General features: G+C 50.4%; 21 protein-coding genes and 4 pseudogenes. 19 read left to right on the top strand and 6 right to left on the bottom strand.

Going from position 1 to position 25,771, the window contains the following annotated elements; translation table 11 throughout:
* Positions 1-58: 58 nt before the first annotated feature.
* The 4 genes and pseudogenes from Z042_RS02065 to Z042_RS26795 form a co-directional block, all read right to left on the bottom strand.
* The gene (locus tag Z042_RS02065; protein WP_024914143.1) at positions 59-1,003 is read right to left on the bottom strand and encodes a zinc-dependent alcohol dehydrogenase family protein; all 945 of its coding nucleotides are present in this window, start codon (positions 1,001-1,003) and stop codon (positions 59-61) included.
* Between the two features lie 146 nt (positions 1,004-1,149).
* Positions 1,150-1,548, bottom strand: coding sequence for a type II toxin-antitoxin system MqsA family antitoxin (locus Z042_RS02060; protein ID WP_024914142.1), 399 nt, complete (start codon positions 1,546-1,548; stop codon positions 1,150-1,152).
* Positions 1,549-1,550: 2 nt separating this feature from the next.
* Positions 1,551-1,796: pseudogene (locus Z042_RS02055) on the bottom strand (type II toxin-antitoxin system MqsR family toxin).
* 200 nt (positions 1,797-1,996) lie between these two features.
* Positions 1,997-2,107 (bottom strand): annotated as a pseudogene (locus Z042_RS26795) (IS6 family transposase); the annotation flags it as partial.
* 1,143 nt (positions 2,108-3,250) lie between these two features.
* Between Z042_RS26795 and Z042_RS02050 the strand changes: the two are divergent.
* The 7 genes and pseudogenes from Z042_RS02050 to Z042_RS25815 form a co-directional block, all read left to right on the top strand.
* Positions 3,251-5,515, top strand: coding sequence for an inverse autotransporter beta domain-containing protein (locus Z042_RS02050; RefSeq protein ID WP_024914141.1), 2,265 nt, complete (start codon positions 3,251-3,253; stop codon positions 5,513-5,515).
* A gap of 82 nt (positions 5,516-5,597) precedes the next feature.
* A complete protein-coding gene (locus Z042_RS02045) occupies positions 5,598-6,503 on the top strand; it encodes a SinI family autotransporter-associated protein (RefSeq protein WP_024914140.1) in 906 nt (301 codons plus the stop codon).
* An 86-nt stretch (positions 6,504-6,589) separates the two neighbouring features.
* Positions 6,590-7,459, top strand: coding sequence for a SinI family autotransporter-associated protein (locus Z042_RS02040; RefSeq protein ID WP_024914139.1), 870 nt, complete (start codon positions 6,590-6,592; stop codon positions 7,457-7,459).
* Between the two features lie 162 nt (positions 7,460-7,621).
* On the top strand, positions 7,622-8,278 hold the full coding sequence (locus tag Z042_RS02035) for a helix-turn-helix transcriptional regulator (RefSeq protein WP_024914138.1): 657 nt from the start codon (positions 7,622-7,624) through the stop codon (positions 8,276-8,278).
* A gap of 152 nt (positions 8,279-8,430) precedes the next feature.
* On the top strand, positions 8,431-9,564 hold the full coding sequence (locus Z042_RS02030) for a hypothetical protein (RefSeq protein WP_024914137.1): 1,134 nt from the start codon (positions 8,431-8,433) through the stop codon (positions 9,562-9,564).
* 279 nt (positions 9,565-9,843) lie between these two features.
* Positions 9,844-11,034: a hypothetical protein gene (locus Z042_RS02025; protein ID WP_025297194.1), complete on the top strand. Its 1,191-nt coding sequence runs from the start codon at positions 9,844-9,846 to the stop codon at positions 11,032-11,034.
* Positions 11,035-11,108: 74 nt separating this feature from the next.
* Positions 11,109-11,219, top strand: a pseudogene (locus tag Z042_RS25815) (IS6 family transposase); the annotation flags it as partial.
* 106 nt (positions 11,220-11,325) lie between these two features.
* On the opposite strand, the gene rtcR reads toward Z042_RS25815, so the two are convergent.
* Positions 11,326-12,906, bottom strand: coding sequence for an RNA repair transcriptional activator RtcR (gene rtcR / locus Z042_RS02020; RefSeq protein ID WP_024910488.1), 1,581 nt, complete (start codon positions 12,904-12,906; stop codon positions 11,326-11,328).
* A gap of 449 nt (positions 12,907-13,355) precedes the next feature.
* Here rtcR and Z042_RS02015 point away from each other — a divergent pair, with 449 nt between their 5' ends.
* Genes Z042_RS02015 through Z042_RS02005 form a run of 3 tightly spaced genes read left to right on the top strand, consistent with a single transcriptional unit; the run spans position 13,356 to position 16,504 of the window.
* Positions 13,356-14,483: a slipin family protein gene (locus tag Z042_RS02015; RefSeq protein ID WP_024910489.1), complete on the top strand. Its 1,128-nt coding sequence runs from the start codon at positions 13,356-13,358 to the stop codon at positions 14,481-14,483.
* Positions 14,484-14,487: 4 nt separating this feature from the next.
* Positions 14,488-15,714 carry an RtcB family protein gene (locus tag Z042_RS02010; protein ID WP_024910490.1) on the top strand — a complete coding sequence of 409 codons (1,227 nt, stop codon included), beginning with the start codon at positions 14,488-14,490 and terminating at the stop codon, positions 15,712-15,714.
* 4 nt (positions 15,715-15,718) lie between these two features.
* Positions 15,719-16,504 (top strand): nucleotidyltransferase domain-containing protein, encoded by a 786-nt coding sequence (locus tag Z042_RS02005; protein ID WP_024910491.1) that lies wholly within the window; start codon positions 15,719-15,721, stop codon positions 16,502-16,504.
* A gap of 14 nt (positions 16,505-16,518) precedes the next feature.
* Here the strand turns inward: Z042_RS02005 and Z042_RS02000 are convergent.
* Positions 16,519-16,811 (bottom strand): annotated as a pseudogene (locus tag Z042_RS02000) (IS1-like element transposase); the annotation flags it as partial.
* Positions 16,812-17,124: 313 nt separating this feature from the next.
* Between Z042_RS02000 and Z042_RS01995 the strand changes: the two are divergent.
* From Z042_RS01995 to Z042_RS01955, 9 genes are all read left to right on the top strand, one after another.
* On the top strand, positions 17,125-17,988 hold the full coding sequence (locus tag Z042_RS01995; RefSeq protein WP_024910493.1) for a ParA family protein: 864 nt from the start codon (positions 17,125-17,127) through the stop codon (positions 17,986-17,988).
* A complete protein-coding gene (locus tag Z042_RS01990) occupies positions 17,985-18,344 on the top strand; it encodes a hypothetical protein (protein WP_024910494.1) in 360 nt (119 codons plus the stop codon). The genes Z042_RS01995 and Z042_RS01990 overlap by 4 nt, the downstream gene beginning before the upstream one ends.
* The gene (gene dnaB-PI / locus Z042_RS01985) at positions 18,337-19,689 is read left to right on the top strand and encodes an SPI-7-type island replicative DNA helicase (RefSeq protein ID WP_024910495.1); all 1,353 of its coding nucleotides are present in this window, start codon (positions 18,337-18,339) and stop codon (positions 19,687-19,689) included. The genes Z042_RS01990 and dnaB-PI overlap by 8 nt, the downstream gene beginning before the upstream one ends.
* On the top strand, positions 19,679-21,406 hold the full coding sequence (locus Z042_RS01980; RefSeq protein WP_024910496.1) for a ParB family protein: 1,728 nt from the start codon (positions 19,679-19,681) through the stop codon (positions 21,404-21,406). The genes dnaB-PI and Z042_RS01980 overlap by 11 nt, the downstream gene beginning before the upstream one ends.
* Positions 21,403-22,134: a DUF2786 domain-containing protein gene (locus Z042_RS01975; RefSeq protein WP_024910497.1), complete on the top strand. Its 732-nt coding sequence runs from the start codon at positions 21,403-21,405 to the stop codon at positions 22,132-22,134. The genes Z042_RS01980 and Z042_RS01975 overlap by 4 nt, the downstream gene beginning before the upstream one ends.
* A 93-nt stretch (positions 22,135-22,227) precedes the next feature.
* On the top strand, positions 22,228-22,794 hold the full coding sequence (locus Z042_RS01970) for a DUF2857 domain-containing protein (protein ID WP_024910498.1): 567 nt from the start codon (positions 22,228-22,230) through the stop codon (positions 22,792-22,794).
* Positions 22,794-24,014 carry an STY4528 family pathogenicity island replication protein gene (locus tag Z042_RS01965; protein ID WP_024910499.1) on the top strand — a complete coding sequence of 407 codons (1,221 nt, stop codon included), beginning with the start codon at positions 22,794-22,796 and terminating at the stop codon, positions 24,012-24,014. Before Z042_RS01970 ends, Z042_RS01965 begins: the two co-directional genes overlap by 1 nt.
* Positions 24,015-24,311: 297 nt before the next feature.
* Positions 24,312-25,103: a PFL_4669 family integrating conjugative element protein gene (locus Z042_RS01960; RefSeq protein WP_024910500.1), complete on the top strand. Its 792-nt coding sequence runs from the start codon at positions 24,312-24,314 to the stop codon at positions 25,101-25,103.
* Positions 25,090-25,662 (top strand): hypothetical protein, encoded by a 573-nt coding sequence (locus Z042_RS01955; RefSeq protein WP_024910501.1) that lies wholly within the window; start codon positions 25,090-25,092, stop codon positions 25,660-25,662. The genes Z042_RS01960 and Z042_RS01955 overlap by 14 nt, the downstream gene beginning before the upstream one ends.
* The last annotated feature ends 109 nt before the right edge of the window (positions 25,663-25,771 follow it).

Genomic DNA, 25,771 nt, shown 5'->3' with positions numbered 1-25,771 from the left:
AGATAGGATGTCACCTAACAATACCTTAATTCGACAAAATCATACTTACAACAGTGCCTTATTTCATGATTAATATAGGCTTTTGTTCTCGTCCTGATTTTTTATAGAATTTAATGGCATCTTGCCAATTATTTAAACTAAATGAGATGGTATCATGATATTTACTTATTTTTAGTAATGACCATATATCAATAAAAATATTTTTCCATTGCATAACGCTCAAGTTTTTCACATAATCTCGAAGGTGAAACCACTTCACCTCAGGAAAAAATTTTTTCTGCCGAAATAATTTCCCAGATAAAGAACCATAACATACATACACCGATTTTTCGGATATATTTTCTAGCAACAGTTCTGCAAGTTCACCACCTACAGCATCAAAAACAAGATCAGACTCATTCGCTGCAAGAGATATCTGTTCAATTTTATCCTGCGATATCGGTGTAATGCCACATTCATATAATCTGCGTTCATGAATTGAAGACCTATAAATTCCAGTCACAGATTTAGCCCCCAAAAGAAGAGCCCATTGTCCAAGTAAAATACCACAGTCTGAACTAGAGGCAGTGAGTAAAATCCTTTTACCTTGAGGGGAGTAAGTTCGTAGCAGCATTAATGCAGCTACTGGGTTAATGTAAGCTCTCGATGCAAGCTCATCACTTATGTCATCGGGAACAGAAATTAATCTATCCGGTTCACAATCAACAAATTTCTGCCATGTTCCCTGCCCCATTAGAGGCAATACACGCTTCCCAATTAACTCTTTATAACTATCCGGTGCATCAAAAACATATCCAACACCTTCATAACCAGCGACCAGAGGCGGCACAATCCTGTGTCCGTATGCACCAGTAATAGGGATAAGATCGGAAGCATTAACTGGTGAACAGATCATACGAATACGAACTAGGTTTATAGGCCGTATATCTAAAGCTTTTCTCTCAATTTTTAGGGTTTCCTCAGGAGCCCCAAACTTACGATACCAAAGAGCTAAATTATGCATTGTTAAAAATCACAGGTGGAATAATTTTATTTGTTGGCCGCCTAAAAAATCGGCAGTGTAACTTTTACTGATTTGCCTACGCTAATGCGACAGAGCCCAGAGCCCGGACGTAAGACCGCTCAAAGCGGTTAGCCAAAAACCGCACGTTATGCGCGGATTTCCTGCAATAAATCAGGATGCTTATCAAGAACACGCAACAGCTTCACCGTTGACAGATGCGGCTTAGCTCGCCCCGTTTCATAACGTGAAAAGGCATTCGCACCCCCGCCAAATATTTCACTAGCCTCCCGTTGTGAGAGCGCCAACTTATTTCTGACCTCAGCAATAAATAAGGGGGAGACTATGGCGGCGTTGACTTCTTTATTAAAGGCCAACATAGCAGCACTGACACGGGCTGCATCATGTTTACTGATAATAACTTCATTGCAGGCAGGGCAATAATCGCCTTTAACATTCGCGATTATTGTAGACTCACCCTTGTAGGTATAGGACAACTCACGGATATCGTGGAACAATTCAGCGCCACCGCATACTGGACATTTCATGATCATAACCTCTTGAACGAAACAACTAATACACCATCAGAAACCGTCAGTTTTAGATAAACGTCACCGCAATTTAACTCGGGGCGGTAAACGTCTTGCTATACCGTAAAAGTAGCATCACACATGTCCTGAAAACTCAGCCCGAGTTCCGCAACCCCCATTAATGCACCGTTCGTCGCGGTTATCTCGCCTTGTTGAATTAACTCCCTGATGCGAGATAGCTTGCAATGAGGCGTGCGCTTTTCCATTTTGAGCCTTTTAGTAATCCGTTTCCTGGCTGTCAATCATTATCCCTTAAAAAGATAATCGGCACACGTCAAACTTACCCTTTTAGGGTAATTAAGGCGCTCTGTTGCATTAGTGTAGGCAAGTCAGCAACAGTTTCGTTGCCGTTTTTTAGGCGGCCAACAAATAAAATTGTTCCGCCGGTGACCATCCATCATTTTGCAAGATTACGCAGGCTGAGGGCATAAGCCAGATACCAGCGAACACACTGGGCGATAACATCAGTGGGGGAATGCAGGTGACGGAATGTTTTTCGGATTAGAGACGTGAGCAGGAAACATCGTAAAAAAACCGCATGTTACCTGGCGACGCCTTAATGCGACAGGGCCCAAAAGACTACCTCATCACAAACTTTGCAGCAGGACCAAATTACCAAGGTCTAAGTGAGAGTCCTTAAATGTTCTCAATCATATTCGTTGTTTTCAACAGCCAATTTTTTACAACAAAGCTTTGAGGTGTACTTAAAAAATACACAGGCGAGTTTTGCGCGTTTTTTATAACGCTATAGGATGATTTCGTGAGATTTATACATAGACAAAAAAGGAGCATTTTATGTCTATAAACTCAGCTAATTCATCAGTATCAAGTAACTCTATTTACCAAGTTGCAAGCAATCGAAATGTAGGCGAGAACTCAAAAAACATTTATAGAAAATATCAGTAGAATCTCTCAGTCACCGGAGAAAATGACTTCATTAAAGCGAAGAATTAATAATCATTTGGAGCTAAGGAATGATTCGATAGAAAAACAGAGAGTTAACATAAATAAATTCAATAAAATTAGCCGCTTAAATAAGGTTTGTCTCCATCCCAAAATACTACTTTGCATCAGATAGTAAAATCTCAGGCTATGGCCGCAAATAGTAAATTCTCAGGCTTACATGTAAAGCCTATTTTCGAAAAATATTGTGGTGTGTCAATAGTGGACATGGACACAAGACCAAGCTTGCCGCCAAGAAATAAAATATAAATAAAATTGATGATGTTTTTTGGTTTTGTCGCATTAACCGGTGTCGGCGTTTGATGTGAGGCTGGGTTCGTTCGCCTGAAAGGCAAGGCAGTAGAGTACCAAAAAATAGGTATTCGCAAGGCCGTAAACTTGATGTGCATCAAATAAGTTGACGGTAATTTAGGTAAATACCCGAGAATATTCTTATTGTTTTTCAGGGGATTGTTTCGGGATTTTCCCTAAAAAAAAACAAATTCATTACAAATCTATTTTTTTCTAGATCATCGATCTAATAAAGGGAGCTTGAATTTGTATTTTATTCTGCTGTTAATTTGTTTTGTGGATCTTTATGTCGAATGTTATTGTTTTTAAAGCACAACAGATCACGATAATCAGTTTTGTTGCAATTCTATGCTTGCGATTAAAACGATAAAAAATCCTTCTTGGTTCCAATCAAAGGAATGAATTAATGGTATTACCCCGACTTCAGCTTTCCGTTGTTGCGTCGTCATTAATGATGGCGGGCAGCTTTTTTACCCTAAGCCTGTTACCTGCCATTGGTCATGCTGAAGCGCCAGCTACGCGCATCTACACCGTGGAAACGAGAGCCAGCCTTTATCAGCTTGCCTTGCAAAGTGGTTTGCAGGTGGTTGAATTGCGCCGCCTTAACCACGGTAGTCTTGACCAGCGTGACACCCTGGAAGTGGGGGAAAGTCTGTTATTGCCTGCTGATTCCCCTTTGTTTCCTGTGCCACCTGATGGTACAGGCGTACTGGTCAGCATGCTGCCTGAACTGGGTATGGGCAATGCGCCCGTACCAGAAGGTGACCCGACGGCGCAGAAAGTGGCAGGTACGGCCCAGGCTGCAGGCGCTCAGGACTGGAATGGCATGACAGGCAGACAGGTACAAAACCAGGCTGAAGACTGGGCTAAAAGTCAGGTAAAGAGCCAGGTAATTGACCCGTTGCAGCAGGAGGCCCAAGACCTGCTGGGGAAATTCGGCAAGGCGCAGGTAGGTATCGCCGTGGATGATCGTGGCGATTTCAGCAAAAGCACCTTCTCCCTGTTTACCCCCTGGTATGAGAACGATGCCATGGTGGCCTTCTCCCAGGTGGGTATCCACGACCAGGACAGTCGCACCATTGGTAATGTCGGTGCCGGTGTGCGCTGGGACAAGGGAACCTGGCTGTATGGTTACAACGCCTTCCTCGACCAGGATTTAAGTCGCAACCACAGCCGTTTGGGGCTGGGCACCGAACTGTGGAGCGACGCGTTGCGGTTTGCCGCCAACTACTACCACCCACTTTCCGGCTGGAAAGACTCGCGGGATTTTGACGATTACGAAGAGCGCCCGGCGAAAGGGTTTGATGCCCGACTGCAAGGTTACCTGCCTGCTTACCCACATCTGGGGGCATCGGTGGTGTATGAGCAGTATTACGGCGACGAGGTCGCACTGTTTGGCAAGGACAATCTCCAGAAAGACCCTCGCGCTGTCACGTTGGGGTTGGACTACACCCCATTCCCATTGGCCACACTGAAAGTCAGTCACAAGGAAGGGCAACAAGGGAAGAAAGAGGCCCAGCTTGACGTACAGATGAATTACCAGTTGGGAACGGCCCTGAACAAACAGCTTGACCCCGGCAATGTGGCTGCCATGCGCAGCCTGATGGGTAGCCGCTATGACCGGGTGGACCGCAACTACGACATTGTTCTTGAGTACCGCGAGAAGGCGGGGCTGTTGACGGTCGACCTGGCGGCCGTTCCTGCCACGCTGCTGGAAGGTGATGTGCATGTGATGCGCCCGCTGGTCAACAACAAATACCGGATAACCGGGGTGAGCTGGAATGGCGATCTGGTACCACTGAGTCTGTTGGCCACGTCCGGTGCAGACAATCCTCAGGGTTGGCAGATTACCCTGCCAACCTGGAACCCGGCGCCTACAGCGGAAAACCGCTACCAGCTTTCACTGACCCTCACGGATGAGAAAGGCCGCCAGACCACGTCGAACACGGTGGATATTCTGGTCGGGCAGCAACGTCAGGGCCAATTGGTGTTGGAAAGTGTGGGTAGCGTGCCCGCCTCTGGTCTGGACACCGATGCCGTTGCGCTGACGGCCTATCTGCAAAACCACCTGGGAGAACCTGTCACACACCCTAACCTGGAACCTGCCTGGATCGTTACCGATGCCGTGACCCATGAAGTGGTTTCTGTAAAACAGCCGGGAGAAAACTGCCAGCAAGATGCACAGAACCTGCAGCAACCTTGTCTGCGGGCGGTCTGGCGGGAAACGGAAGAACGTGAGGGTATCCCTCATTACGTCACTGCCCTGGCCAGTACTTTGCCCGGAACCTACCTGGTTCAGGCTGATATGGGGCCATTCGGCATAACCGCTCCCCAATCAGTGATCTTTACCCACAGTGGTACACAGGTAGCAAAAGCGGAAATCCACGACCCACAAGGGCAGGACCTGCTGACCAGTGGTACTCACCCACAAGTTGGGGTGACCTATACGGTGAAGCTGTTCGATGACGGAGGTAACGATATTACTGCCAGTATCCCGGCAGAGACGGTGTACTGGACCCTGGAGGGCAGCAATACGGCGGGTTGCGTGACCACATTGAACGGCCATGACACTGGCATTACCGGTTATCAGTTTACGCCACGGACCAATGCCAACAGCAATAGTGGTGTGGCCTGTGGTGACCAGGGTTTTAGCCTGAAGGTGAATTGGTAACCCGAGCGGTGACAGGCATTGACGTACCAACACGGCATGGCATCTGGCCTGTATTGGGCAAACAGAGAAAGGATAAATAATAATGATGAGTTTTGCGTTGAAGAAACAGGGGCTCGCGCTGGTAGTGGCCATGGTAGGCGGCAGTGTGAGCCCGGTTTGGGCGGGTAGCACCCCAGCAACGGCATCAATACAAGGGAGCGCCCCAACGTTACAGGCTCCGTCGAACGGGACGATGGGGGCTGTTGACTTCAGCGGGACGTTTGCCAATCCGGACGTGCTGACCACTGGTGATACGCTGGTCATGACCTACGTCTACAACGACAGTGACGGGGATTTAGACAACTCTCTGACGACGGTGGCCTGGGCGTATATCGACGGCATCAGCGGTCGGTCGGTGACCATTCCGGCGACGAATATCCCGGCGTCAGTCATAGGGGCCGAGGGAACCTCCACTATTGTCATTCCTGCCGGTGCCATAGGCACGACAGCCATCAGCGTCACGATTCAGGAATATTCGGCAACGGGCGCGCCTATCAGCGGTAACACCATAACCGTGACCGACACCAGCGAAGGGGGCGGTGGTTCTGTTACCCCGCCGGGGCCGATAGTGCCAGGCGGCAATGTGGCGGGCGGTATTTTCCTACAGTCTGACAACCCGACTGCCGGCAGTGGTGCGACGGACTACGCACGTTCGGCAACCCATCCGCAGGTCGGCGTCACCTATGTGTTCCATGCCTGGGATGATGCCAACAGTAACGGGGTATGGGATGCGGGTGAAAATGACCTGACCACCACGCTGAGCAGTATCCAGTGGCGCCTGGACGGCACCAACACGGCGGCCAGCGGTACCAGTACCTCGGTAACATTGAGTAACCATGCCATTACCGGCGCTACGGGCGACACCTATACCGTCCCTGTCAATGGTGATTCCAGCTCTGGTGCGACGCCGGGAGACCAAGGGTTCACCCTGAAAGTGGATTTTAACTAAGGCCGTGTAATTTTTCGGTCCGCATAACCCAGGCAGGGGGCGGCTACCGGCCCTTTACCGATGACTCACCAAGGAAGCAGAGAACGATGCACAGTAAAAAGACGAAGACCTTCACCTTTAAAAAACTGGTGCTGGCCCTGGCGATAGCGGGCTACACGATGGGCAGTGCTTATGCGGTTCTGACCGCGCCGACCGGTAGCATTCAGGGGCATGCACCAGTGCTGAGTGCACCGGTAGGTAACGAAGAGCATGCCGTTAACCTGAGCACTAACGCAACAGGGGCCACACTGGCCACTGGGGATACCATTACCCTGACCTATGACTACACCGACCTTGATGGGGACGCGGATGCCTCCACGGCTCATGTGACCTGGTATTACGTCAATGGTACGACAGAGACGGCGATTACGGCTGGTATCATAAATACGCCGGCTACGGCCATGACGTCCGGTACCAGTGTGATGACGATTCCGGCTGCGGCCGTTGGAGCAGACACGATAAAGGTTGGCATACAAGAGTATTCAGCCTCGGGTGACCCGATATCAGGTCAGACGCTGACGATAGCGGATGTCAGCGTGGCGGGTCCTGAGAACCCGACCCCGATAGCGCCAGGTCCGATAGCACCGGGTGGCAACTTGACTGCAGGTATCTACCTCAGTACCGATACAGCATTTGCCAATAACCTGATTGGTGAGGCAACCCGGTTGAATGTGGGCGATACCTATGTATTCAAACTGTGGGATGGCGTGACCGATATGACAGGCAACGTGACCTACAACTGGCGTCTGGTGGGCACCAGTGCAACGACCAACACCAATGCACCAGTAGGTGGTTTTGTGACCAGCACTACCGATGGCAACTTCACCGTACCGACGAATACCCAGCCAAATGGTACCCCACTGACGGGTTCTGCAGACGGTGCACAGGGCTTCAACCTGGCGGTGGATTACAACTGATTCTGCAATGACATCATCATTCCCTCTACGGGCAAAAAGACCTGCCCGTAGAGGGGTAACGGATAATCTTGTTTACAAAGATAATGACAGGTTTTCCCTGGAACCCTGCCGCATGCGGGGATTCAGGGAGCGTCTGTTGGCTTCCTCGGAGGGATATCGGGAATGAACGCTGACCTGACAGAAAAGCAGGGGGTCATCCTGCACCCGTGCCATTTTGCCCGTCTTGGCATGCGGCATTTGTTGCCGTCGAACTATCAGGTTTTTGAAACGGCCGACTTGAACGCTTGCCAGGAAAGGCGGTTGGTGCAGGGGGCCCCTGACCTGATGATTATCGCCTTGCGGGGAGAACGCTATTCCATGCTTTCGGCACTGGAACTGATAGAGATGCTCTGTCACAACAACACGCACTGTCAGATTTTGGTGATGCTGAATATCTCACGATTGCCGGGGGTGCGAGATTACCTGATGCGGTATGGTGAGCGCGTCAGAGTGATAGACCCGAGCAGCACATTACCGAGGCTTACCTGGCAACTGGAGCGAGTTATAGACAGGCCAGTCAATCCGCTTCAATCGGTACGGACACCTCTTCTCCCCATCCTGTCGAAAAGGGAAAGGCAGGTACTGGACGCTCTGCTTTTAGGGAACAGTGTGCAACGTATCTCGCGGCGGTTTTCTTTGAACATCAAGACCGTCAGCCATTATAAGCGCAGTGCACTCGGCAAGTTGGGTATGAAGACGATGCAACCCCTGTTGGTTTGGTCCACCGCCTTGCCCGCGTACCATTTCCGCCACCGAGACGATATTTTACCTGAAGGTTGAAGCAAGAATGCCGTCAAAATGTCGTGAATACTGGCGAATGTGAGTCAATACCCGGGAACTCGTTCCTCCCTTCCCCGTCACGGGGAAGGGATAAGCCAGAAAAGTCACCAGAAGAAACGAGAAATACAGAAATAATAAAAGGGCGCAGTGAGATGAGAAAAGTGAAAGGGTTACTGGGTAAGTACTGGTTGAAGGGGGGGCTACTGGCGCTGTCTATTGGATTAGCCACCGGGCCGTCACTGGCCGTGTTGAGTGGTATAACCGGGCAAGTCCAGGGCCAGGCCCCCACCGCGACGGGAGATTTGCAGGTGCTGTTTCCAGACGGAAACACCGTCGTGGCAGACAATGCCACGGTGGCGCCGAACCTGATACCGGAACAATTCACGGTTTCATCATCCACCACGGAACTGGCGCTACAAGATGCGGACGGGGATAGTGGATTGAGTGCGCAGATTGACACTGACAGCGCCTCACTGACCTGGAGACATAACGGTACCCCGATGACCGAAACACAACGGGGTCAACCTTTTGGCGATAACTTTCTGGGGGAAACGCTCACGCTGGAGGTGGATTCGCCAGTGACGGTCAGTAGTACATCAGGTTTGCCAACCACGGCTGGTCCACAGTCTTTTACAACAACCTACACGCTGACAGTGCCAGCGGTCGCACCCATACCCATGCCGTCAACAGTACGACTGCGTGTGAACGGTGTAACTTTTGGGAGAAACTTGGGGTTTCCGACAACCGGATTTCCTATGGCCGTCTTTGATTTTTTGATGGTCAATAGTTCAACGTCAGCCAACGGGGACTACAGTTGGTCGGTGGACCAGCCGTGGGTGACGGTCAGCGACACTGGGCAGGTGACGTTTAATACGCAGCCGAGTACGGCACAGAAGACGGTGACGGTGACAGCCACTGAGCGGGTCTCCGGTACCCCATTGACCTATACCTTCTCGGTAAACAGCTGGTTTATCGGTGATGATCAGATGAACTGGAATATGGCATCCAGCAGGTGTGCGACGCAAGGGCGGGCTCTGCCAACGATTGCCCAGTTAACAAACAGCATCGCGGGTGATGATCTAATTAACATTCGTGGTATCGGTTCGTTGTATGCGGAATGGGGTGAGATGGGAAATTATAATAGCCCCGGTATCACCAACAACATTTACTGGACATCTGTGTCTAGTGGTAGTAACTCCCACCGAACCGTCAACTTGCTCAGTGGCTATGTCAGCGACAACGTTAACAGCAACTCATTCCATGTTGTGTGTCGTCAGGGCCTTTAATTTTTAGATTTTAATATACGCCTCGAGGTGTGTTTTTTCGGGAAATGCCAGCATTGCGTATTACCATTCAGAGAGATCGCCCAATAACGGCGTTTTTCAAGAGAGTTGTCGCCTGATGTAATAAAAGGGCAATATCATCATCCGCATAGTGAGGGATTGTCACCTGCGGAAAAATTTTATTTGTTGGCTGCCTAAATAAACGGCAGCGCCACTTTTTGCTAACCTCTCCATGCTAATGCGACAGAACCTTATAAATTAATGCAATCTAAAGGTGGGTAAATGAACGGGCGTTTTTATATGACACAATATAACAATTTACACGTTAGGTTTATTGTGAGATTTTTTTTTGCTACCGGATTATTGGTGCCGGCATTGCCAATACAGGCAGTATTAAGTGATAGTACCGACCGAATACAGGGCCGTGCTCCAAGTGTTCAAGGTGATCTATTATTTCTATTTCCTGACGGTACGACACCTGTGACAGATAATGCACGAGTAGGTGCAAGCCAGCATCCCGAACATTTTAGCCTGTCCTCAACGTTGAACAATGTGATCACCGAAGATACCGATGACGATGAAATAATATCTGTGGTAGTTGATAGCGAGGCGGCAGTTGTTGTCTGGAAGCACTTAGGGGTTCGTATTCCTGACTCGGCATTATCTCAGCCATTTAGTATTTCCTATAGTGGAGAAGAGCTTGAGGTGGAAGTCACTGCTCCGGTAACCGTGACAACCATCAGTGGGTTACCCTCCTCAGCAGAGAATAATTTTACAGTAATATACAAACTTTCCGTACCGAATATTGAGGCTAAAATTGTCACGCAGAATAACCCTGTTGACGGTGAATTTACATTGGATTCTGGTTTTCCATCCAATGCCTTTATCAACGCAACGTATCAGATTTATGCAGAATCAAATATGACAAATAACCTTGATTACTTCTGGGTTTCTAGTCATCCTGATTATGTCACTGTGAACGCACAGGGTACTGTAAGTTTTATACGAGAAATTTCGGCGCCATCACCGGAAATATCAATTACCGCTACAGCAAAGACCGGGGGGGAAGCTGTACTGACACACCGTTTTACAATAAAAAAGTGGTGGGAATACCATGGGGATATAAATTCAAGCTGGGCAAATAATTTATGTGATCCCTTTCCCGGATATCGTATGCCGACGGATGGTTCTGAAGATGGTATGCATTCAGGGGCACCCAATATCAGTCCGGAATTCACGAATAGTATATATAGTGGTGGCGCAACTTATTATAATGGATTTCGGACTGTTGGATTATTATGGCCAGAGTGGGGTAATATGAATCAGTATGGCTGGTCACCAGATCCTTATACATTTTATTGGACATCGAGGCCGGCAAATTGGTCAGCGCACCATGCAGTATCAAATAATGGTATATTAAGAAATGTACCTGATATTAATATCTTGCCGGTGATTTGTGTAAAAGATATTTAAGAGTATGGTAATGGGGTTCTGTCGCATTAAGGCGGCGTCAGGTAACGTACTGTTTTTTGCGATGTTACCTGCTCATGCCTCTGCTCCGAAAAGCCTTTAAACGTTTACATTACCCTGTCGATATCATCACGCAATGTGTTCGCTGGTATCTGGCTTGCGCCCTGAGCCTGCGTAATCTCGAGGAAACATGCTAATGCGACAGAACCCTCTCAACCAAAAGAGAGATATTACTGCATGATCAACACATTGGATACTTAACCCGTGAAGGAGTATTATTCAAACAAATTATACTCAATTCCCTTGTTTGGTTTTTTCCCAGCTCATTCCAAAACGCGCCAGGTACTTACGTAAGCGATCTGCATCGTTGGGATTGGTTTTCTTTTGACGGGAAACGGCGAACAGTTCACGACCAGCTTCCGACAATGACGTGCTACGACGACACACCTCAAGCACGGTTTCCAGTTGGCGGCGATCGAAAAGGTCAATCTCCATCTCCAGTGTTGGTTGCGATGGCGTGACCTGCCAGCTTGCCTTCAATAAGGCAATTTCTTCGTCAACAAGGTCTGTCGTGATGCGCCCCTGTTCGGCCAGCGTTGCCATGCGGGCAACGGATGAACTCAACTCGCGGAAGTTACCGCGCCACTGCGCCTGCGATGAACAGGCAAATGTCAGATAGCCTTCACGCGCCTCTTTATCGAAACGGATCTGGGCCTGCTGACTGTTGGAAAAACGCTGAAGCTCAAATTCCACGTTGGGGGCAATATCTTCCCGCCGCTGCGCAAGTCCGGGCAGGGCAAAGCTCCACATGTTAATACGTGCATAGAGATCTTCACGAAAACGACCTTCTGCGACCCACTGCGGCATATCGCGGTGGGTTCCCACAATTAACTGGAAATCGCTGTGAACTTCTTTGTCCGACCCGAACGGGAAAAAGGTTTTTTCCTCAATCGCTTTCAGCAACATCGCCTGTTCATCCAGCCCCAGTTCGGCGATCTCGTCGAGAAATAACACGCCGCCATCGGCTTCACGTAAAAGACCGCTACGGGGTGTCAGCGCCCCTGTAAAAGCACCTTTCACATGACCAAACAGCGTGGACATTGCGTTGTCACCGCGAAGAGTGGCGCAGTTCACTGCGACCAGTTTTCCGGCGACCAGGTGGCGGGACTGGCGAAGCTCGTAAATACGCCTGGCGAGGAAGGATTTACCCGCCCCGGTGGGGCCGGTCAGCAGAATGGGATCACTGGAACGCAGCGCCACGCGCTCTATACGGTCAATCAGCTTGTTGAACGTGGCATTACGCGTATCAATACCGGCTTTCAAAAAAGAAACCGACTGCTGCTGTTCGCGCTGAAAGCGACTGGTGAGCGTGGTATAGCGGCTTAAATCGAGATCGATCACCGAACAGATACCCACGGGGATTGACTCCTCCGCGGCCCCCCTGGCGGCCGGGCCGGTTTGCAACAGGCTGGCAGGTAGATAGCGGGCTTCCGTCAGCAGAAACCAGCATATCTGCGCGACGTGAGTCCCCGTGGTGATATGCACCAGATACTCTTCGTTTTCGGTATCAAAGTCGTAGTGAGTGGCGAAGTCGAGAAATGCGGCGTAGACCTCTTCAAAATCCCACGGGTTTGAAATGGCGATGGCATGCGAACGTACCGTCGTGTGCGGTGAGAGTAAATTGATGTCCTCAATCAGTTGCTGGCACATCCCGGCATCGTGCGGTTGATGGATGAGCTCCAGACGATCGACTGGCATATCTGGCTGTTGGCACAGGCCGACCGTTGGCCGCCATTTTTTTAAACGATTTGTTCGTTTGCCTCGCCTGTCGAGTACCGTGCCCAGAACGCCAATCACCACTCGCCGTTTTTTCATTTTTATCTCATAGGATAATTATCGATATCTAAAGATAAAAAATTCCACTCACTATCGCAATCGTTAATCTCTGTGTCTGAAATTAATTGATTGAAAATCAATGAAATAAAAAATTATTTTGCAAATCTTTGTTCCTGGCACGCTTCTGGCAATAACTCTGCCGTCAATACGTTGAAAGTGCAGGGGGTTGAACCCCGCCGGCACCTCAGGAACGGCACAGGCTGTATTCCCGACGTGTTCCGCCAACCGATGACATCTGAACAATGGGTTCGATTCCTGATTCATATTCCCAATGAAACTGTTTGTTAATCAAAGAAGTAAAAACGGGGCGTTAGATGGTTAACCCCCAAAGACAGGTTGCCGGTAATGTCGCCGTGTCGCAGGCAAAAAGGAATTCCCCTGTGGCTTCGCCTCTGCACCCGCACCTGATTTTTTAAAAGGAAAAAGTTATGGCTAAGAAAATCACTATACGTAAAGGTCAATTAGGATTACTGGCTAAAAATGGCGACTACTATCAGGTCTTGGAGGCCGGAGAACACCGTCTGCCGTGGTTCAGTACGCCGCAAGTGCTCGTCATTAATCTGGATGGCAGTGAAGTACCGGAAACTCTGGCAGAGTATTTACGTCGCTTCCAGCCTGACTGGGTTGCACGTTACAGCCTGGCGGTGGATTTAACCGATGTCGAAGTGGGTGCGTTGTACATAAACGAAGTGTTGCAGGAGCTCTTACCGCCCTCAACACGCCGCTTGTACTGGCGGGCTGGCGAGTCGCTGAAACTGGTACGCATGGATACCCGTCAGGTTCAGGTGCCTGCCGATGTGATGAATGCCGTGCTGCAACCACGACGCAGTGGCGCTGTAACAGGCCGCGATGTGATGCTTGCCGTGCAGGTTCCAGCCTGGCATGCGGGTGTACTGAAAATTGATGGCAAGACGCAGGCTTTGTTGCCGCCAGGTCTGACGGCGTACTGGAAGGTGAATCATCTGGTTGACGCGGAAGTGGTGGATACCCGCTTACAGGTGCTGGAAGTGGGTGGACAAGAGATTTTGACCAAAGACAAGGTCAATCTGCGTCTGAATCTGGCGGCGAACTGGCGCTATAGCGACGTGTTACAGGCATTTGCGCAGCTCACCAAACCGTTGGATCACCTCTACCGCGAATTGCAGTTTGCATTGCGTGAGGCCGTTGGAACGCGAACCCTGGATGAACTGCTGGAAGATAAGCAGATCATTGACGAAGTGGTGAGCGCACAGGTGAAAAACCGTATGGCGCCTTATGGTATCGAGGTGGCTTCGCTGGGGGTGAAAGATATCGTGTTGCCAGGTGATATGAAAACCATTCTCTCCCGACTGATTGAAGCGGAGAAATCGGCGCAGGCCAACGTGATCCGCCGGCGTGAAGAGACTGCGGCGACACGTTCGCTGTTGAACACCGCAAAAGTGATGGAAAACAATCCGGTGGCGCTGCGTTTAAAAGAACTGGAAACCCTCGAAAGAGTGGCGGAGCGTATCGATAAAATATCGGTATTCGGTGGCCTGGACCAGGTTCTGCACGGCTTAGTGAATATTAAAGGATAAGAGTATGCAGCATAACGAGTATGAACTGTTGGCGGCGCAGAACGCGGCGCCGGTGAAAATGTGGACCCACGGCGTCCCTGTGGAACCTGAGGCGCGTCAGCAATTGCTGAATACGGCGAAAATGCCGTTTATTTTTAAACATCTGGCGGTGATGCCGGATGTGCATCTCGGCAAAGGGTCAACCATTGGCAGCGTTATCCCGACCAAAGGGGCGATTATTCCTGCGGCGGTGGGTGTGGATATTGGCTGTGGCATGATTGCCGTGCGTACCTCGCTTCTGGCTGGCGATTTGCCGGATAACCTCAGCGGGCTGCGTAAAGCGATTGAGCAGGCGGTGCCACATGGGCGTACCAATACGCGTTCCCGTCGCGATAAAGGCGCATGGGAAACGCCGCCGGAAGAAGTGAGTGCCCACTGGGGGCAACTGGCGCCGCGTTTTAAACGCCTGACCGACAAATACCCGCAGTTGCTGAAAACCAATAACCATCAGCATCTGGGAACGTTAGGAACCGGCAATCACTTTATTGAAGTGTGCCTGGATGAACAACAACGCGTATGGGTGATGCTGCACAGCGGCTCCCGTGGTGTGGGAAACGCCATCGGTAACGTGTTTATCACACTAGCGCAGCAGGATATGCAGCAGCATATTGCGAACCTGCCGGACAGAAACCTGGCCTATTTCCAGGAAGGGAGTCGTCATTATGACGATTACATTGAAGCGGTGGAGTGGGCGCAGGATTTCGCCCGGCAAAATCGGGAAGTGATGATATCCCGCGTGCTGGCGGTGCTGTCACGTATCGTCAGTAAACCGTTTATGACCCAACAAGAGGCGGTGAATTGCCACCACAACTATGTCCAGAAAGAACACCATTTTGGCGAAGAGGTGCTGGTGACACGTAAAGGCGCGGTTTCGGCACAGAAAGGCCAGATGGGGATTATTCCCGGTTCAATGGGGGCGAAAAGTTTCATTGTGCGCGGGCTGGGGAATGAAGAGAGTTTCTGCTCCTGTAGCCATGGCGCCGGAAGAATCATGAGCCGGACAGCGGCCAAAAAACGTTTCACCGTGGCCGATCACATCCGCGCGACAGCCCATGTTGAATGCCGGAAAGACAGCGAGGTGATCGATGAAATTCCGATGGCTTACAAAGACATTGATGCCGTTATGGTGGCGCAGTCTTCGCTGGTGGAGGTGGTTCACACCTTGCGGCAGGTCGTGTGTGTAAAAGGATAAAAAAATGACCGAAAATGCAGTCAGCGCCGCAATGCGCGAGCGGGTATCGCGGCAGCTAAAAGAAGTGGAGGAACGCTTTGGCGTTAGGGTGCTGTATGCCTGCGAATCAGGTAGTCGCGGCTGGGGATTTGCCTCGCCGGATAGCGATTACGATGTGCGGTTTTTATACGTCCACCCGCCGGAATGGTATCTGCGGGTAACCGCGCCACGGGACGTGATCGAACTGCCCATAGACGATGAATTGGACGTCTGTGGCTGGGAATGGCGCAAAGCCCTGGGGTTGTTGAAAGGGGCGAACCCGACGCTAATAGAGTGGCTGGATTCGCCGATCGTCTATCAGCAGGAGGAGAAGACGGTCGCGGCGCTGAAGGCGCTGGTCCCGCAATGGTTCTCACCGCTTCGTGCGCGCTGGCACTACTATTCGATGGCGCGGAAAAACTTTCGCGGCTACCTGCAGGGCGAGGACGTGCGGTTGAAAAAATACTTCTATGTACTGCGACCGCTGCTGGCTGTACGTTGGGTAGAAGCGGGTAAGGGTGTACCGCCGATGCGCTTTGTTGAACTGCTGGCGGGCAGTGAACTGGATGCGCCGCTGCGTCAGGAGATCGACGAACTGCTGGTATGCAAACAGCGGGCAGGTGAAGCGGAATATGGCCCGCGTCGTCCGCTACTGCATGCGTTTATCCGCGCAGAACTGGCACGAGGCGAGATCCCATCCATCCTGCCGGATAGCCGGGAAGGTGATGTCAGCATGTTGAATAAACTGCTGTACCAAACGGTGATGTCGTGAATGGCGCGTCACTTATCCAGCGGCAACGTGGTTACACATCGTGGCGAGAGTTTTTTAGCATGCGCACAACGGCATGAATGCTGATATGCAGCGCCCATGCGGTGTCAGGGATAGCCGCATTGTTCATTGCAAGGTCAACAATTTGCTCTTTCATGCCGTGTTGGCAGGCACAATAGGAATAATCAAGCTGGAAAGTCCGGCTGCGCATTTGGCACCGATAGCGCTGATGCTTAGCTTTTCCCAGACCGTGCGTTTTAACCGATTTGGTTTGCCCGCAAAATGGGCATTTTACGTTAACTTTGGCCATTCGAGGCTCTCAGCCAAAAGAGAGATATTACTGCATGATCAACAGATTGAATACTTAACCAAAGTTTTTGGGGGACGTGATGGATGAAGAAATCGCGCGTCGGCGAGGCAAAAAAGCTGAGGGCAGTTCCGTCTTTTTTACAGAGTTTTTATTTGCGTTTCGAGCGCAAAAATAACAACTTTGCAAGATGGAAAAATGGTGCCCGGACTCGGAATCGAACCAAGGACACGGGGATTTTCAATCCCCGTGTTGAAAAAGGTTAATTTTTAATCGGTTTTTACCATTATTCGAATAACCTATTCGGATAATGTATATGCATGTAATTTCAATCATTTCTACCAAAGGCGGCGAAGGGAAATCGACCCACGCAGCCAATCTCGCCGGTCTCTGTGCCGATGCTGGCCTCAAAACCCTATTGATCGATGCTGACTACGCTCAGCCAACCGCTTCCAGTTATTATCATCTGGAGTATGAGGCACCTTGTGGCCTGTACGAGTTGTTAATGCAGACCGTTGATCTCAATCAGCCCCAACAAATTATCTCTCATACCAACATTCCTAACCTCGATCTGATTGTTTCTAACGATCCTCATGAACAGCTCAAAACAGCCATGATGCACGCGCCGGATGGCCGTTTTCGCTTGCGTAATTTACTACAGCATTCTCTGTTCACTGGCTATGACGTAGGCATCCTTGATTCACAGGGGGCTCGTTCCATCATGCTGGAACTGGTGATGCTAGCGAGCCACACTGCACTTGCCATGATCAAACCAGTTGTCCCCGATGTCCGTGAATTTCTGCGCGGAACAATCCCGTTGATGGAAGGCTTACTACCCTATAAGGATTTTGGTATTGCGCTGCCTCCGGTGAAAATTCTGGTGAACTGCATGGATTACACCAAGCTGGCCAGGGAAGCACTGAAGGCGATTACACAGATCGTGGAAGAGGGGACCTATAGTTCGGCAGATATCCCGGTTAGCATGTTGACAACACAGATCTTTGATTTGGACGTCTATAAGTTAGGGCATAGCCTGTCTCAGCCTGTGCATCGGTTGGAATACCAAACAGATCGCAAAACTCTTCCTGCAGCACAATCAATGTGTGATCTGGCTAGTGAGCTTTTCCCTGAGTGGAAACACCTCTTTGATGATGTTCTTGTTCGGGGGGCGTGCGCATGAATCGCAATAAAATTTGGCGTGCTGTTGCCTATTCCACTGATACCTACAGGAAGCACGATGAGATTCATGTGTTTGTCGATGCGCCTGATTACGAGACAGCCAAAAGTCGGATTTATGAGCGCTTGGTTGATGAATGGGATCTGGCGAGGGGCTTTATTGATTTTTACAACCTGTGGAGTGAGTCGGAACTTCGCAATATTGCCGTAGGTCCACAAACACCGATTGGGCTTCCGTTGCTGGAGTCTGGTGCGAGTTATGATCGGTCTCCTTTGATTCTGGTCGCTTCCTCCCGACTCCGCTATGTTCTGGATTGCGCATTACGCGAGGTTCAGATTGAGGAGGCGCGCCATGCGTAATACTGAACAACAACGCGTTCTGCCGCATTCATGGGCAGCAGAACAGTCTGTTCTGGGCGGATTGATGCTGGAAAATGACCGTTGGGATGATATTGCCCCACTCCTGACGACAGACAGCTTTTTTTCACCACCTCACCAGAGAATTTTTGCCGTCATGCAGGCATTACTGGGCCGCAATAGACCCATTGACCTGCTCACGGTATCCGAAGAACTTGAACGTCTTGAGCAACTTGAGCTTGTGGGAGGGTTCGCCTACCTGGCCGAATTGTCCAAGAATACCCCCAGTGCCGCCAATATCGTGGCTTATGCCGAATATGTCTCTACTGCAAAGCAGAAGCGTCAGTTGTTGGCACTAGGAGATGATTTGGCCAGGCAGGCGGAAGATGCCCGTACGGATGTGGCCGAATTGCTGGAGCAGGCAGAGCAGCGCATTTTCGATATCGCGGGCCTGCAGGCGGCGGGCAAGCCGTTTGATTTGGTCTCGTCGCTGGAAACATATGTTAACCGTCTTGAGCAGCGCTGCAACAGTGAGGACCTGATTACTGGCACACCCACGCCATTTGAACAGCTTAACGGAATGACCAGTGGGTTGCAGGATAGTGACCTTATCTTGTTGGCCGCACGTCCCTCAATGGGGAAAACCGCGCTGGCCCTCAGTTTATGTGAAGGTGCGCTGGAGACCCGGAAAGACAAATCAGTGCAAATCTACAGCCTGGAAATGCCTCTTGACCAACTTTTATCCCGGTTTATTGCCATGCTCGGGCGCGTTCCTTTACAGCATCTGCGCAATGGCAATATGGGTGACGAGGACTGGGCCAGATTGGCGAAGGCGAACGGTGTTCTTCTTGAGTGGAAAGATCGTCTTCTCATTGATGACAACAGCTTTATGACTCCGTCAATGCTGCGCTCTCGGGTCCGTAAAAACGTCCGTAAATACGGGCATCCGTCATTGATCCTGCTGGACTACCTGCAACTGATGCGTTGCCCTGGGCAGGAAAATCGTACACAGGAAATTGCCGAAATTTCGCGTTCGCTGAAAGCATTGGCGAAAGAAATCGGTTGCCCGGTCGTGGCCCTTTCACAGCTTAATCGCGCTTTGGAGAGCCGGGCGGATAAGCGCCCTAATAATGGTGATCTGCGGGATTCTGGTGCACTGGAGCAAGATGCTGACGTGATCATGTTTATCTACCGGGATGAAGTGTATGACGAGCATTCACCGGATAAGGGCATTGCCGAGTTGATTATTGGCAAACAGCGTAATGGCCCTATCGGCACGGTAAAAGTGAAGTATCAGGCCGACATTACCCGATTTGAAGATTTTTCGGGAGGCCGTTATGACTTCTAAAAAAATGCAGGCGCTGGAGGCGCAATTATTGCAGCGGGGACGTTCACCGGCATCTGGTGCGGTGGCCGTCTTGCCCGTCAGTCAAATACCGATGGTATTGACACTGGATCAATTGCGACCCAACCCGGATAACCCGCGTAAAACCCGTAACTCCAGGTATGACGAGATCATGGCTTCTATCCGAGCTTGTGGGTTGAAGAATGTGCCGATGGTGACGAAGAACCCTGACTTAGATGAAGACGTGTATATTTTTAGTGATGGGGGCAATACACGCTATTCAATTCTGAAAGAGTTATGGGAAGAGACTCAGGATGAACGTTTTCGTCGTATTCAGTGCGTTTTTAAACCGTGGCCCGGTCGGTTGAAGTGTGTTATCGGTCATTTGGCTGAAAATGAGGTTCGAGGGGATTTGCTGTTTATCGAGAAAGCATTGGGGGTCGCCGATGCAAAAGCTCTTTACGAAGAAGAAACTGGAAAGAAGGTATCTCAACGAGAACTTGAGTTGTTCCTGCGTTCTGAAGGCTACCCTGTCAGTCAGTCAAACATAAGCAGGATGGAGTATACGCTTGAGAATTTATATCCCTACATGCCTGGATTATTGTGGTCAGGAATTGGCCGCCCCCAAGTTGCCCAACTCATTACGTTACGAAGTGCGGCTGAAAAAGCCTGGCGAGAGTTCAGTGTCAATGTCGATGTGGTTAAAACGTTTGATGGCGTATTTGGTGAAGTGTGTCAAACCTTGGATGACCCAAACCATTACACCCTGGAAACGTTTAAAGATGAGTTAATTGCCGGATTACTTCAGGCACTCCCCAGCCCGGAAATTACGTATGATCGCTGGTTAATCGAACTTGATCCGACAGAGCAGAATCGCCGTAAACTGTTCGGTGAACCCGCGCCAGTGCCGCAACATATTATCAATGCGGATAAAAATGCCGGAAAAGAAGAGGCAACGCCCACGGCAGTATTCTCGACATCATCCACGCAACCACCTCAAGACTACCAGGACGATAGCCAGGTTAAAACAAGACCTCGTCAGCCCGATGCCGTTATGAATTTTCAAGCAGCGGCTTCGTTATCGCCAACCGACATAGAGGCTTCTGAGGAAACGCCATCCGATAGTTCTGCAAGCCTTATACGTAAAGATGAAGAACAGCTTGATCTGTATGGCCTGCCCGAGACCCCACGCGAATCAACCTTGCCGGTAGATTTTTCTCTTCCAACTCCTGCCGTACGGCAAGAGTCCCCCACGCCATCACCTGCTTTGGACAGTACTGCGCAGGACTCTTCCGTTTCCTTTGCCAAGACCGGCTTGGAGCCGGTAACGGACATCTGGCTGATTTCCGCCTTGCAGGATGATATTGAGCATTTACAGGATGCCGCGTTTCGTTTGGCCTTTGAACTGGCTGAAGTGCTCGAAGCCGAACAGGAATTGTGTGACGACACGACGCCGGGTTCTGCGGGGTATCGCCTGCAGGTGGATGCGCATAGGGCATCGCCGATCACGCGATTGTTGGCGAGTTTAACCGGTGATGCTGCCGCCTCACTGTTGGCAACTGAACTGACGAATATCGTGATTGGCACAGAGCAACCGGCTGACTGGCCCTTGCTGGATGACGTTCAGGTGGTGAAGTTTTTGCGGTTAATTCGTGTGATACGGCGTTTACGTGAGATCCAGCGTCAGTCACAACAACAGGCGCAGGAGGTACAGGGATGAGTCGTTCCTATTTACAACGTCAGGTTCGCCTGATGACATTGATTCGTAAATTGTTGGATCTGTCCAAAAATAACAGCAATGCCAACGAGGCCGGGCAGGCCCTGTCCCGTGCCCAGAAGTTGATGCAAAAATACGGTATCAGCGAGCTGGATGCCGAATCCTCCTCTGTGCAGGAATTTCGGACACAGAAGGCACCTACTGACGCCGTCAAAGTCCCTCAGTGGATGGACAGACTGGTCTGGCTCATGAACCGCGCCTTTGGCTGTCGTGCTTACTATAGCTGGCAGCAGAATGGGGCGGGTAACAGTCATCGTGTCGTGGCGTTCTGTGGCTTTGGTGAGCGTCCAACTGTGGCCGCGTATTCCTTTGATGTTCTCTCCCGCCAGCTTAAAGAGGCGACAGCCGCCTACCTGAAAACCCAGAGCAAGCGTCTGAAGCTGGCAACTCGTCGCGCTCGTGCCGATCAGTTTCGTGAAGGCTGGGTCGAGGGGGCCAGCCGGATGGTAGTTGATTTTGGCGCTTCTCGGCAGGAGGACGAGGTCATGACGCACTATCTGGATACATTGGCATTAAGTAAAACTCAACTTCGTGAAGCCAGGGAATGCCGTGGCGCGGACATTGCCCGTGGCACCGGTTATGTGGCTGGGAAAAATGCTCGCTTGTATCACGGTGTTGATGGTGCTGGGCAAAACAGGCTGACCAGCAAGGCGGAGGTGTCTTATGAATAATCACCGTCAGGACTGGTCAGGAGTAGTGCTGGTTGTGCTGTGTGTTGTGACATGGGCAATTGATTTAGGGATGCTTTGGGGAGGGAACGGCATATGATCTTACAGACGGGAATGACAACAAATGCGTTGCTCACGCAAGTCTTGATGGAGCTGAAATCAGGCAATATCAGACGTTGTGAAGCGATGGGGTTGACGCTAGAGGAAATCCAGGAACTGAACCAACTGACGGTGGAGGATTTACACTACCTGGTTAACTCTTCGGTGTCGATACTGACGTTCCATATCAACCATACCAATCTTAGCATGATGTTGGCACAGGCTCGGCAAGAGCAGGTGCGTGTACAGCGGATCGACCGGGCGCTGGCACTGGGTGGGTCGATAGAAATGATGCAGTGCTATTTCGGACTGACTGCGGCAGAAGTCAGTACCCGCCGTCGTCTTGCCGGAATTCCTACCCGGCAGGGGCGTAATCAAACACCGGGTGAAGCCGAGGAAATTGCGATTTGGGAACAATGGCGCGGTGCCAGGACAGACAACCTGGACTCGCTGGAGGCACTGGAGGTCATGATGCTGATTGCCGAACAACAGGATATTACCTTAACGTCCGTATGGACGCTGGTAAAAAGCTGGGTGGAAGAGCAACAGCGGAGAGCCGGTTGATGCCTTTGACGGTAGACAGCGTCATACAATATACGTTAAGCAGGATGACGGCCCGGATTGTGCAAAAGGCACAGTCCGGTGCCGTGACCAATGAACCGAGTGGTTTGCTCTATCTGGGGAATGTGCATGATGCCATTCCCCGGCAGCTTTATATGGATAACCGTTTATCACCGCTGGATAAAACAGCTTGGGTAATGATCCGCCTCTATGCCCAGCAGAATGACGGCGCGGTGTTCCCTACTTATGAAGAGCTGCAGCTTCAGCTGGCTTCCCCGCATTCTGGCAAAGCCTCCCGAGAAACCGTTAGTCGTGCCTTGCTGATGTTACGGCTTACGGGCTGGCTGAGTTTGTGTAAGCGGGTTAGAGACGAGGGGGGACGCGTTCGCGGTAATATCTACGCCCAGCACGATGAGCCGCTGGGGCTGCGTGATGCTGAATACTTTGATCCCGGCTGGCTGGATACGGTAGCCCACGCCTGTCGGCACGGTAACAAGACAGTGCGGTTAACGGCATTATCGGTACTGAATGACATTAAACAGGATACGTCCATGCGCCACCGTCATTCGAAGGTGGTGTTGATAGAATCACGGTTGTCTTCGCCTCAGTCTCCCCAGGAACTGGCGTTCCGGCAGCAGGTGTCTTCACCAGGTTCGGAAACCGAACTCAGTCAAAAAATGCCTTTTTCCACCCAAAGATCACCGAGTTCGGAATCCGAACCCGGTATCAATAGAGGGGCTGTTTTACCGAGTTCGGAAACCGAACTCAGTCGGAAAACAAGGGGTTATGACAGAGTTCGGAAACCGAACTGTAACGTACGTAGTTCTACACAAGGTGTAAAAGAGACGTACGTAGGGGAAGCAGGTGGACAGGCGGAGCGGTTGCGCTGGCCGTCTGTGTTGATCGAACAGTTGACAACGTCAGACCGGGATAACGTGGAACCGCAACTGCAGGCACTGTCAGGCCCGCTGGGGCAACAGGTCTTGAATGATGTTGCTGGGCGGGTTGGCACTGGCGAGATAAAAAATGTGATGGCCTATCTGCTGGCCACGTTAAAACTGGCCAGAAACGGGCAGTTCAATACGACTACCGGGACGGCCCGGCGAGTACAACAACTACAGGCAGCGCCCAAACCTGCCCCAGAGCAGGGAAAAAGTGAGAGAGCCTCGGCAGACAGCATTGCGCGGGTGATGGCTGAAATACGTGCTGCGTACAAACAGTGATTAAAAATCACACAGTGTTGCGGGGCGCACTTGTGGTCTTGTCTTGATCGGTACAGGCTGATGACGGGGTCATCAGTTTTGAACGATTGATAACTAAGAATTGATAGGTACAAACTGATTACAGTGTAATCAGTTATGAGCAATTGATAAGTGTTTATTGATAGATTATGCCTATGTCTGTGACCTTCATTAATAAGGAGGAAAAATTGTGAAAGACGAAGAAAGACTTTCTCGTTGTCCGAGCATCGGGTGATCTCTGACTATCTCACCCCATATTGGCTATTGAACGGGGGCAGCATGACGGAGAGTACAGAGAAGAAGCGCAGCATGACCGTGGGCGCATTGCATTCAGAATTGCGGATCGATCTGCATACTTTTTACGCTATCAGCACATGGCAAGGCCGAGAGAGAAGTGAGCACAAGGGGACGATCATCGGCATGCCTCGATTTTTCCGCCTGGTTTCCGGTATTAATAAAGATTCCCAGGCGGATAATCCCTATGCTGATGCTGTAATGTATCACATTGAAAACCTGATCGATGATGCACATCAGGAGATCCAGTGTTTGTTGAATGAGATCAATCAGTTATTCACTGGCCTGCCCAGTGGCATTACGTTATCGGATGTTGTCTCCAGTGAACCTTTAAACATTGCGGTCCACAGCCATACGCCGGTTGGATATCGTTGTGTTTATCTTCTGGTCGGGTTTGATCAGTTAGCGCTGAAATTATTCCAGGCCTATCACTATGGATTTATTTCGCGGCAGCATCGTGATCACCAGTTACAAGAAAGTGGTTATCTGCTTCGCAAAATATTCACAGTCGCAATGCGTTATCGCTCCTTTCCCGTTAACCGCCAGGCATTTGTTACCGATGATGCCGATGCCACATTGGAGCAGGCTCGGGATTATTTTGGCGAACTGGATGAGGCGATATTGTTGGGTAAAAAACGCTCGCGCTTTTCGCCGCCCGTTAATGCCGAAAGTCTTCGTCTGTTAAATAACCGATTGCCGCTATCTCCCAGTAAGGCTAAGGTTGATTTGAATGTTGATAAACAAGGAAACAGGAATGAGAGACATGAGTCTGAATAAAGCAATAGGGAGCGCATTGTCTGTTGTGTTGTTGGCAGGATGCGCGGCAAGTGATGTGGCCGAATTGAATAAAAAAGTCAGTGATATGAGTTATAGCCTGCTTTCTGTGGGGAAAAAAACGGACAGCAATGACAGTGGCGGTTTACCAACATTGTCAGCCAACCGGATCGTCGTGGATAAAAAAATGGCAAAGGAAGTGGAAGTTCCGGTGGATGTCGATACAGCCGCTGCCCGAGTGAAACGCTATTATAAATTCACCTCCAGTGATGAAATTAATAGATTAAACAGTGGCAGCAATAGTAATCGTTGGGCTGCGGCTGCCATCACCGATGGTGCTTATGCCTGGGATGCCCAACCCGGTGCCTATTATAAAATGGGCCGTGACTGGGGCGCGGATGAAGGGATCGAAGACAATATCCTGATAGAACTGGAAAAGAACGGGGCCGGAAGTCGTCTGTACATCACGTTCCGTTCCAGTGACGCCTCCCATGTGACCGAGGCTTATACCGGTAATCTGTTTGCCCAAATCAAACAGGTTGCTGAAGGTAAAGTGCGCTAACAGCATTTGCATCCGGTGATGGCCCGGCTGGGTCATCATCGAGTTTTCTTTATTCACCTGTCATTTTAATGCTATGCCCAGTGGGTAGGGTGTCGTGCATTCTGAATCT

Origin of the sequence: Chania multitudinisentens RB-25 (genome assembly GCF_000520015.2) — a bacterium.
In the GTDB taxonomy this organism is placed as follows: domain Bacteria; phylum Pseudomonadota; class Gammaproteobacteria; order Enterobacterales; family Enterobacteriaceae; genus Chania; species Chania multitudinisentens.
This window is presented reverse-complemented; position numbering and strand designations above follow the sequence as displayed.

Excerpts from the sequence above, each read along its gene's own strand:
- Z042_RS02005 (WP_024910491.1), top strand. The coding sequence starts at position 15,719 with ATGACCGAAAATGCAGTCAGCGCCGCAATGCGCGAGCGGGTATCGCGG.
- Z042_RS02040 (WP_024914139.1), top strand. The coding sequence starts at position 6,590 with ATGCACAGTAAAAAGACGAAGACCTTCACCTTTAAAAAACTGGTGCTG.
- Z042_RS02050 (WP_024914141.1), top strand. The coding sequence starts at position 3,251 with ATGGTATTACCCCGACTTCAGCTTTCCGTTGTTGCGTCGTCATTAATG.
- dnaB-PI (WP_024910495.1), top strand. The coding sequence starts at position 18,337 with ATGCGTAATACTGAACAACAACGCGTTCTGCCGCATTCATGGGCAGCA.
- Z042_RS02045 (WP_024914140.1), top strand. The coding sequence starts at position 5,598 with ATGATGAGTTTTGCGTTGAAGAAACAGGGGCTCGCGCTGGTAGTGGCC.
- rtcR (WP_024910488.1), bottom strand. The coding sequence starts at position 12,906 with ATGAAAAAACGGCGAGTGGTGATTGGCGTTCTGGGCACGGTACTCGAC.
- Z042_RS02010 (WP_024910490.1), top strand. The coding sequence starts at position 14,488 with ATGCAGCATAACGAGTATGAACTGTTGGCGGCGCAGAACGCGGCGCCG.
- Z042_RS02025 (WP_025297194.1), top strand. The coding sequence starts at position 9,844 with ATGAACGGGCGTTTTTATATGACACAATATAACAATTTACACGTTAGG.
- Z042_RS02065 (WP_024914143.1), bottom strand. The coding sequence starts at position 1,003 with ATGCATAATTTAGCTCTTTGGTATCGTAAGTTTGGGGCTCCTGAGGAA.
- Z042_RS02030 (WP_024914137.1), top strand. The coding sequence starts at position 8,431 with ATGAGAAAAGTGAAAGGGTTACTGGGTAAGTACTGGTTGAAGGGGGGG.
- Z042_RS01975 (WP_024910497.1), top strand. The coding sequence starts at position 21,403 with ATGAGTCGTTCCTATTTACAACGTCAGGTTCGCCTGATGACATTGATT.
- Z042_RS02015 (WP_024910489.1), top strand. The coding sequence starts at position 13,356 with ATGGCTAAGAAAATCACTATACGTAAAGGTCAATTAGGATTACTGGCT.
- Z042_RS02035 (WP_024914138.1), top strand. The coding sequence starts at position 7,622 with ATGAACGCTGACCTGACAGAAAAGCAGGGGGTCATCCTGCACCCGTGC.
- Z042_RS01990 (WP_024910494.1), top strand. The coding sequence starts at position 17,985 with ATGAATCGCAATAAAATTTGGCGTGCTGTTGCCTATTCCACTGATACC.
- Z042_RS01995 (WP_024910493.1), top strand. The coding sequence starts at position 17,125 with ATGCATGTAATTTCAATCATTTCTACCAAAGGCGGCGAAGGGAAATCG.
- Z042_RS01955 (WP_024910501.1), top strand. The coding sequence starts at position 25,090 with ATGAGTCTGAATAAAGCAATAGGGAGCGCATTGTCTGTTGTGTTGTTG.
- Z042_RS01970 (WP_024910498.1), top strand. The coding sequence starts at position 22,228 with ATGATCTTACAGACGGGAATGACAACAAATGCGTTGCTCACGCAAGTC.
- Z042_RS01965 (WP_024910499.1), top strand. The coding sequence starts at position 22,794 with ATGCCTTTGACGGTAGACAGCGTCATACAATATACGTTAAGCAGGATG.
- Z042_RS01960 (WP_024910500.1), top strand. The coding sequence starts at position 24,312 with ATGACGGAGAGTACAGAGAAGAAGCGCAGCATGACCGTGGGCGCATTG.
- Z042_RS02060 (WP_024914142.1), bottom strand. The coding sequence starts at position 1,548 with ATGAAATGTCCAGTATGCGGTGGCGCTGAATTGTTCCACGATATCCGT.
- Z042_RS01980 (WP_024910496.1), top strand. The coding sequence starts at position 19,679 with ATGACTTCTAAAAAAATGCAGGCGCTGGAGGCGCAATTATTGCAGCGG.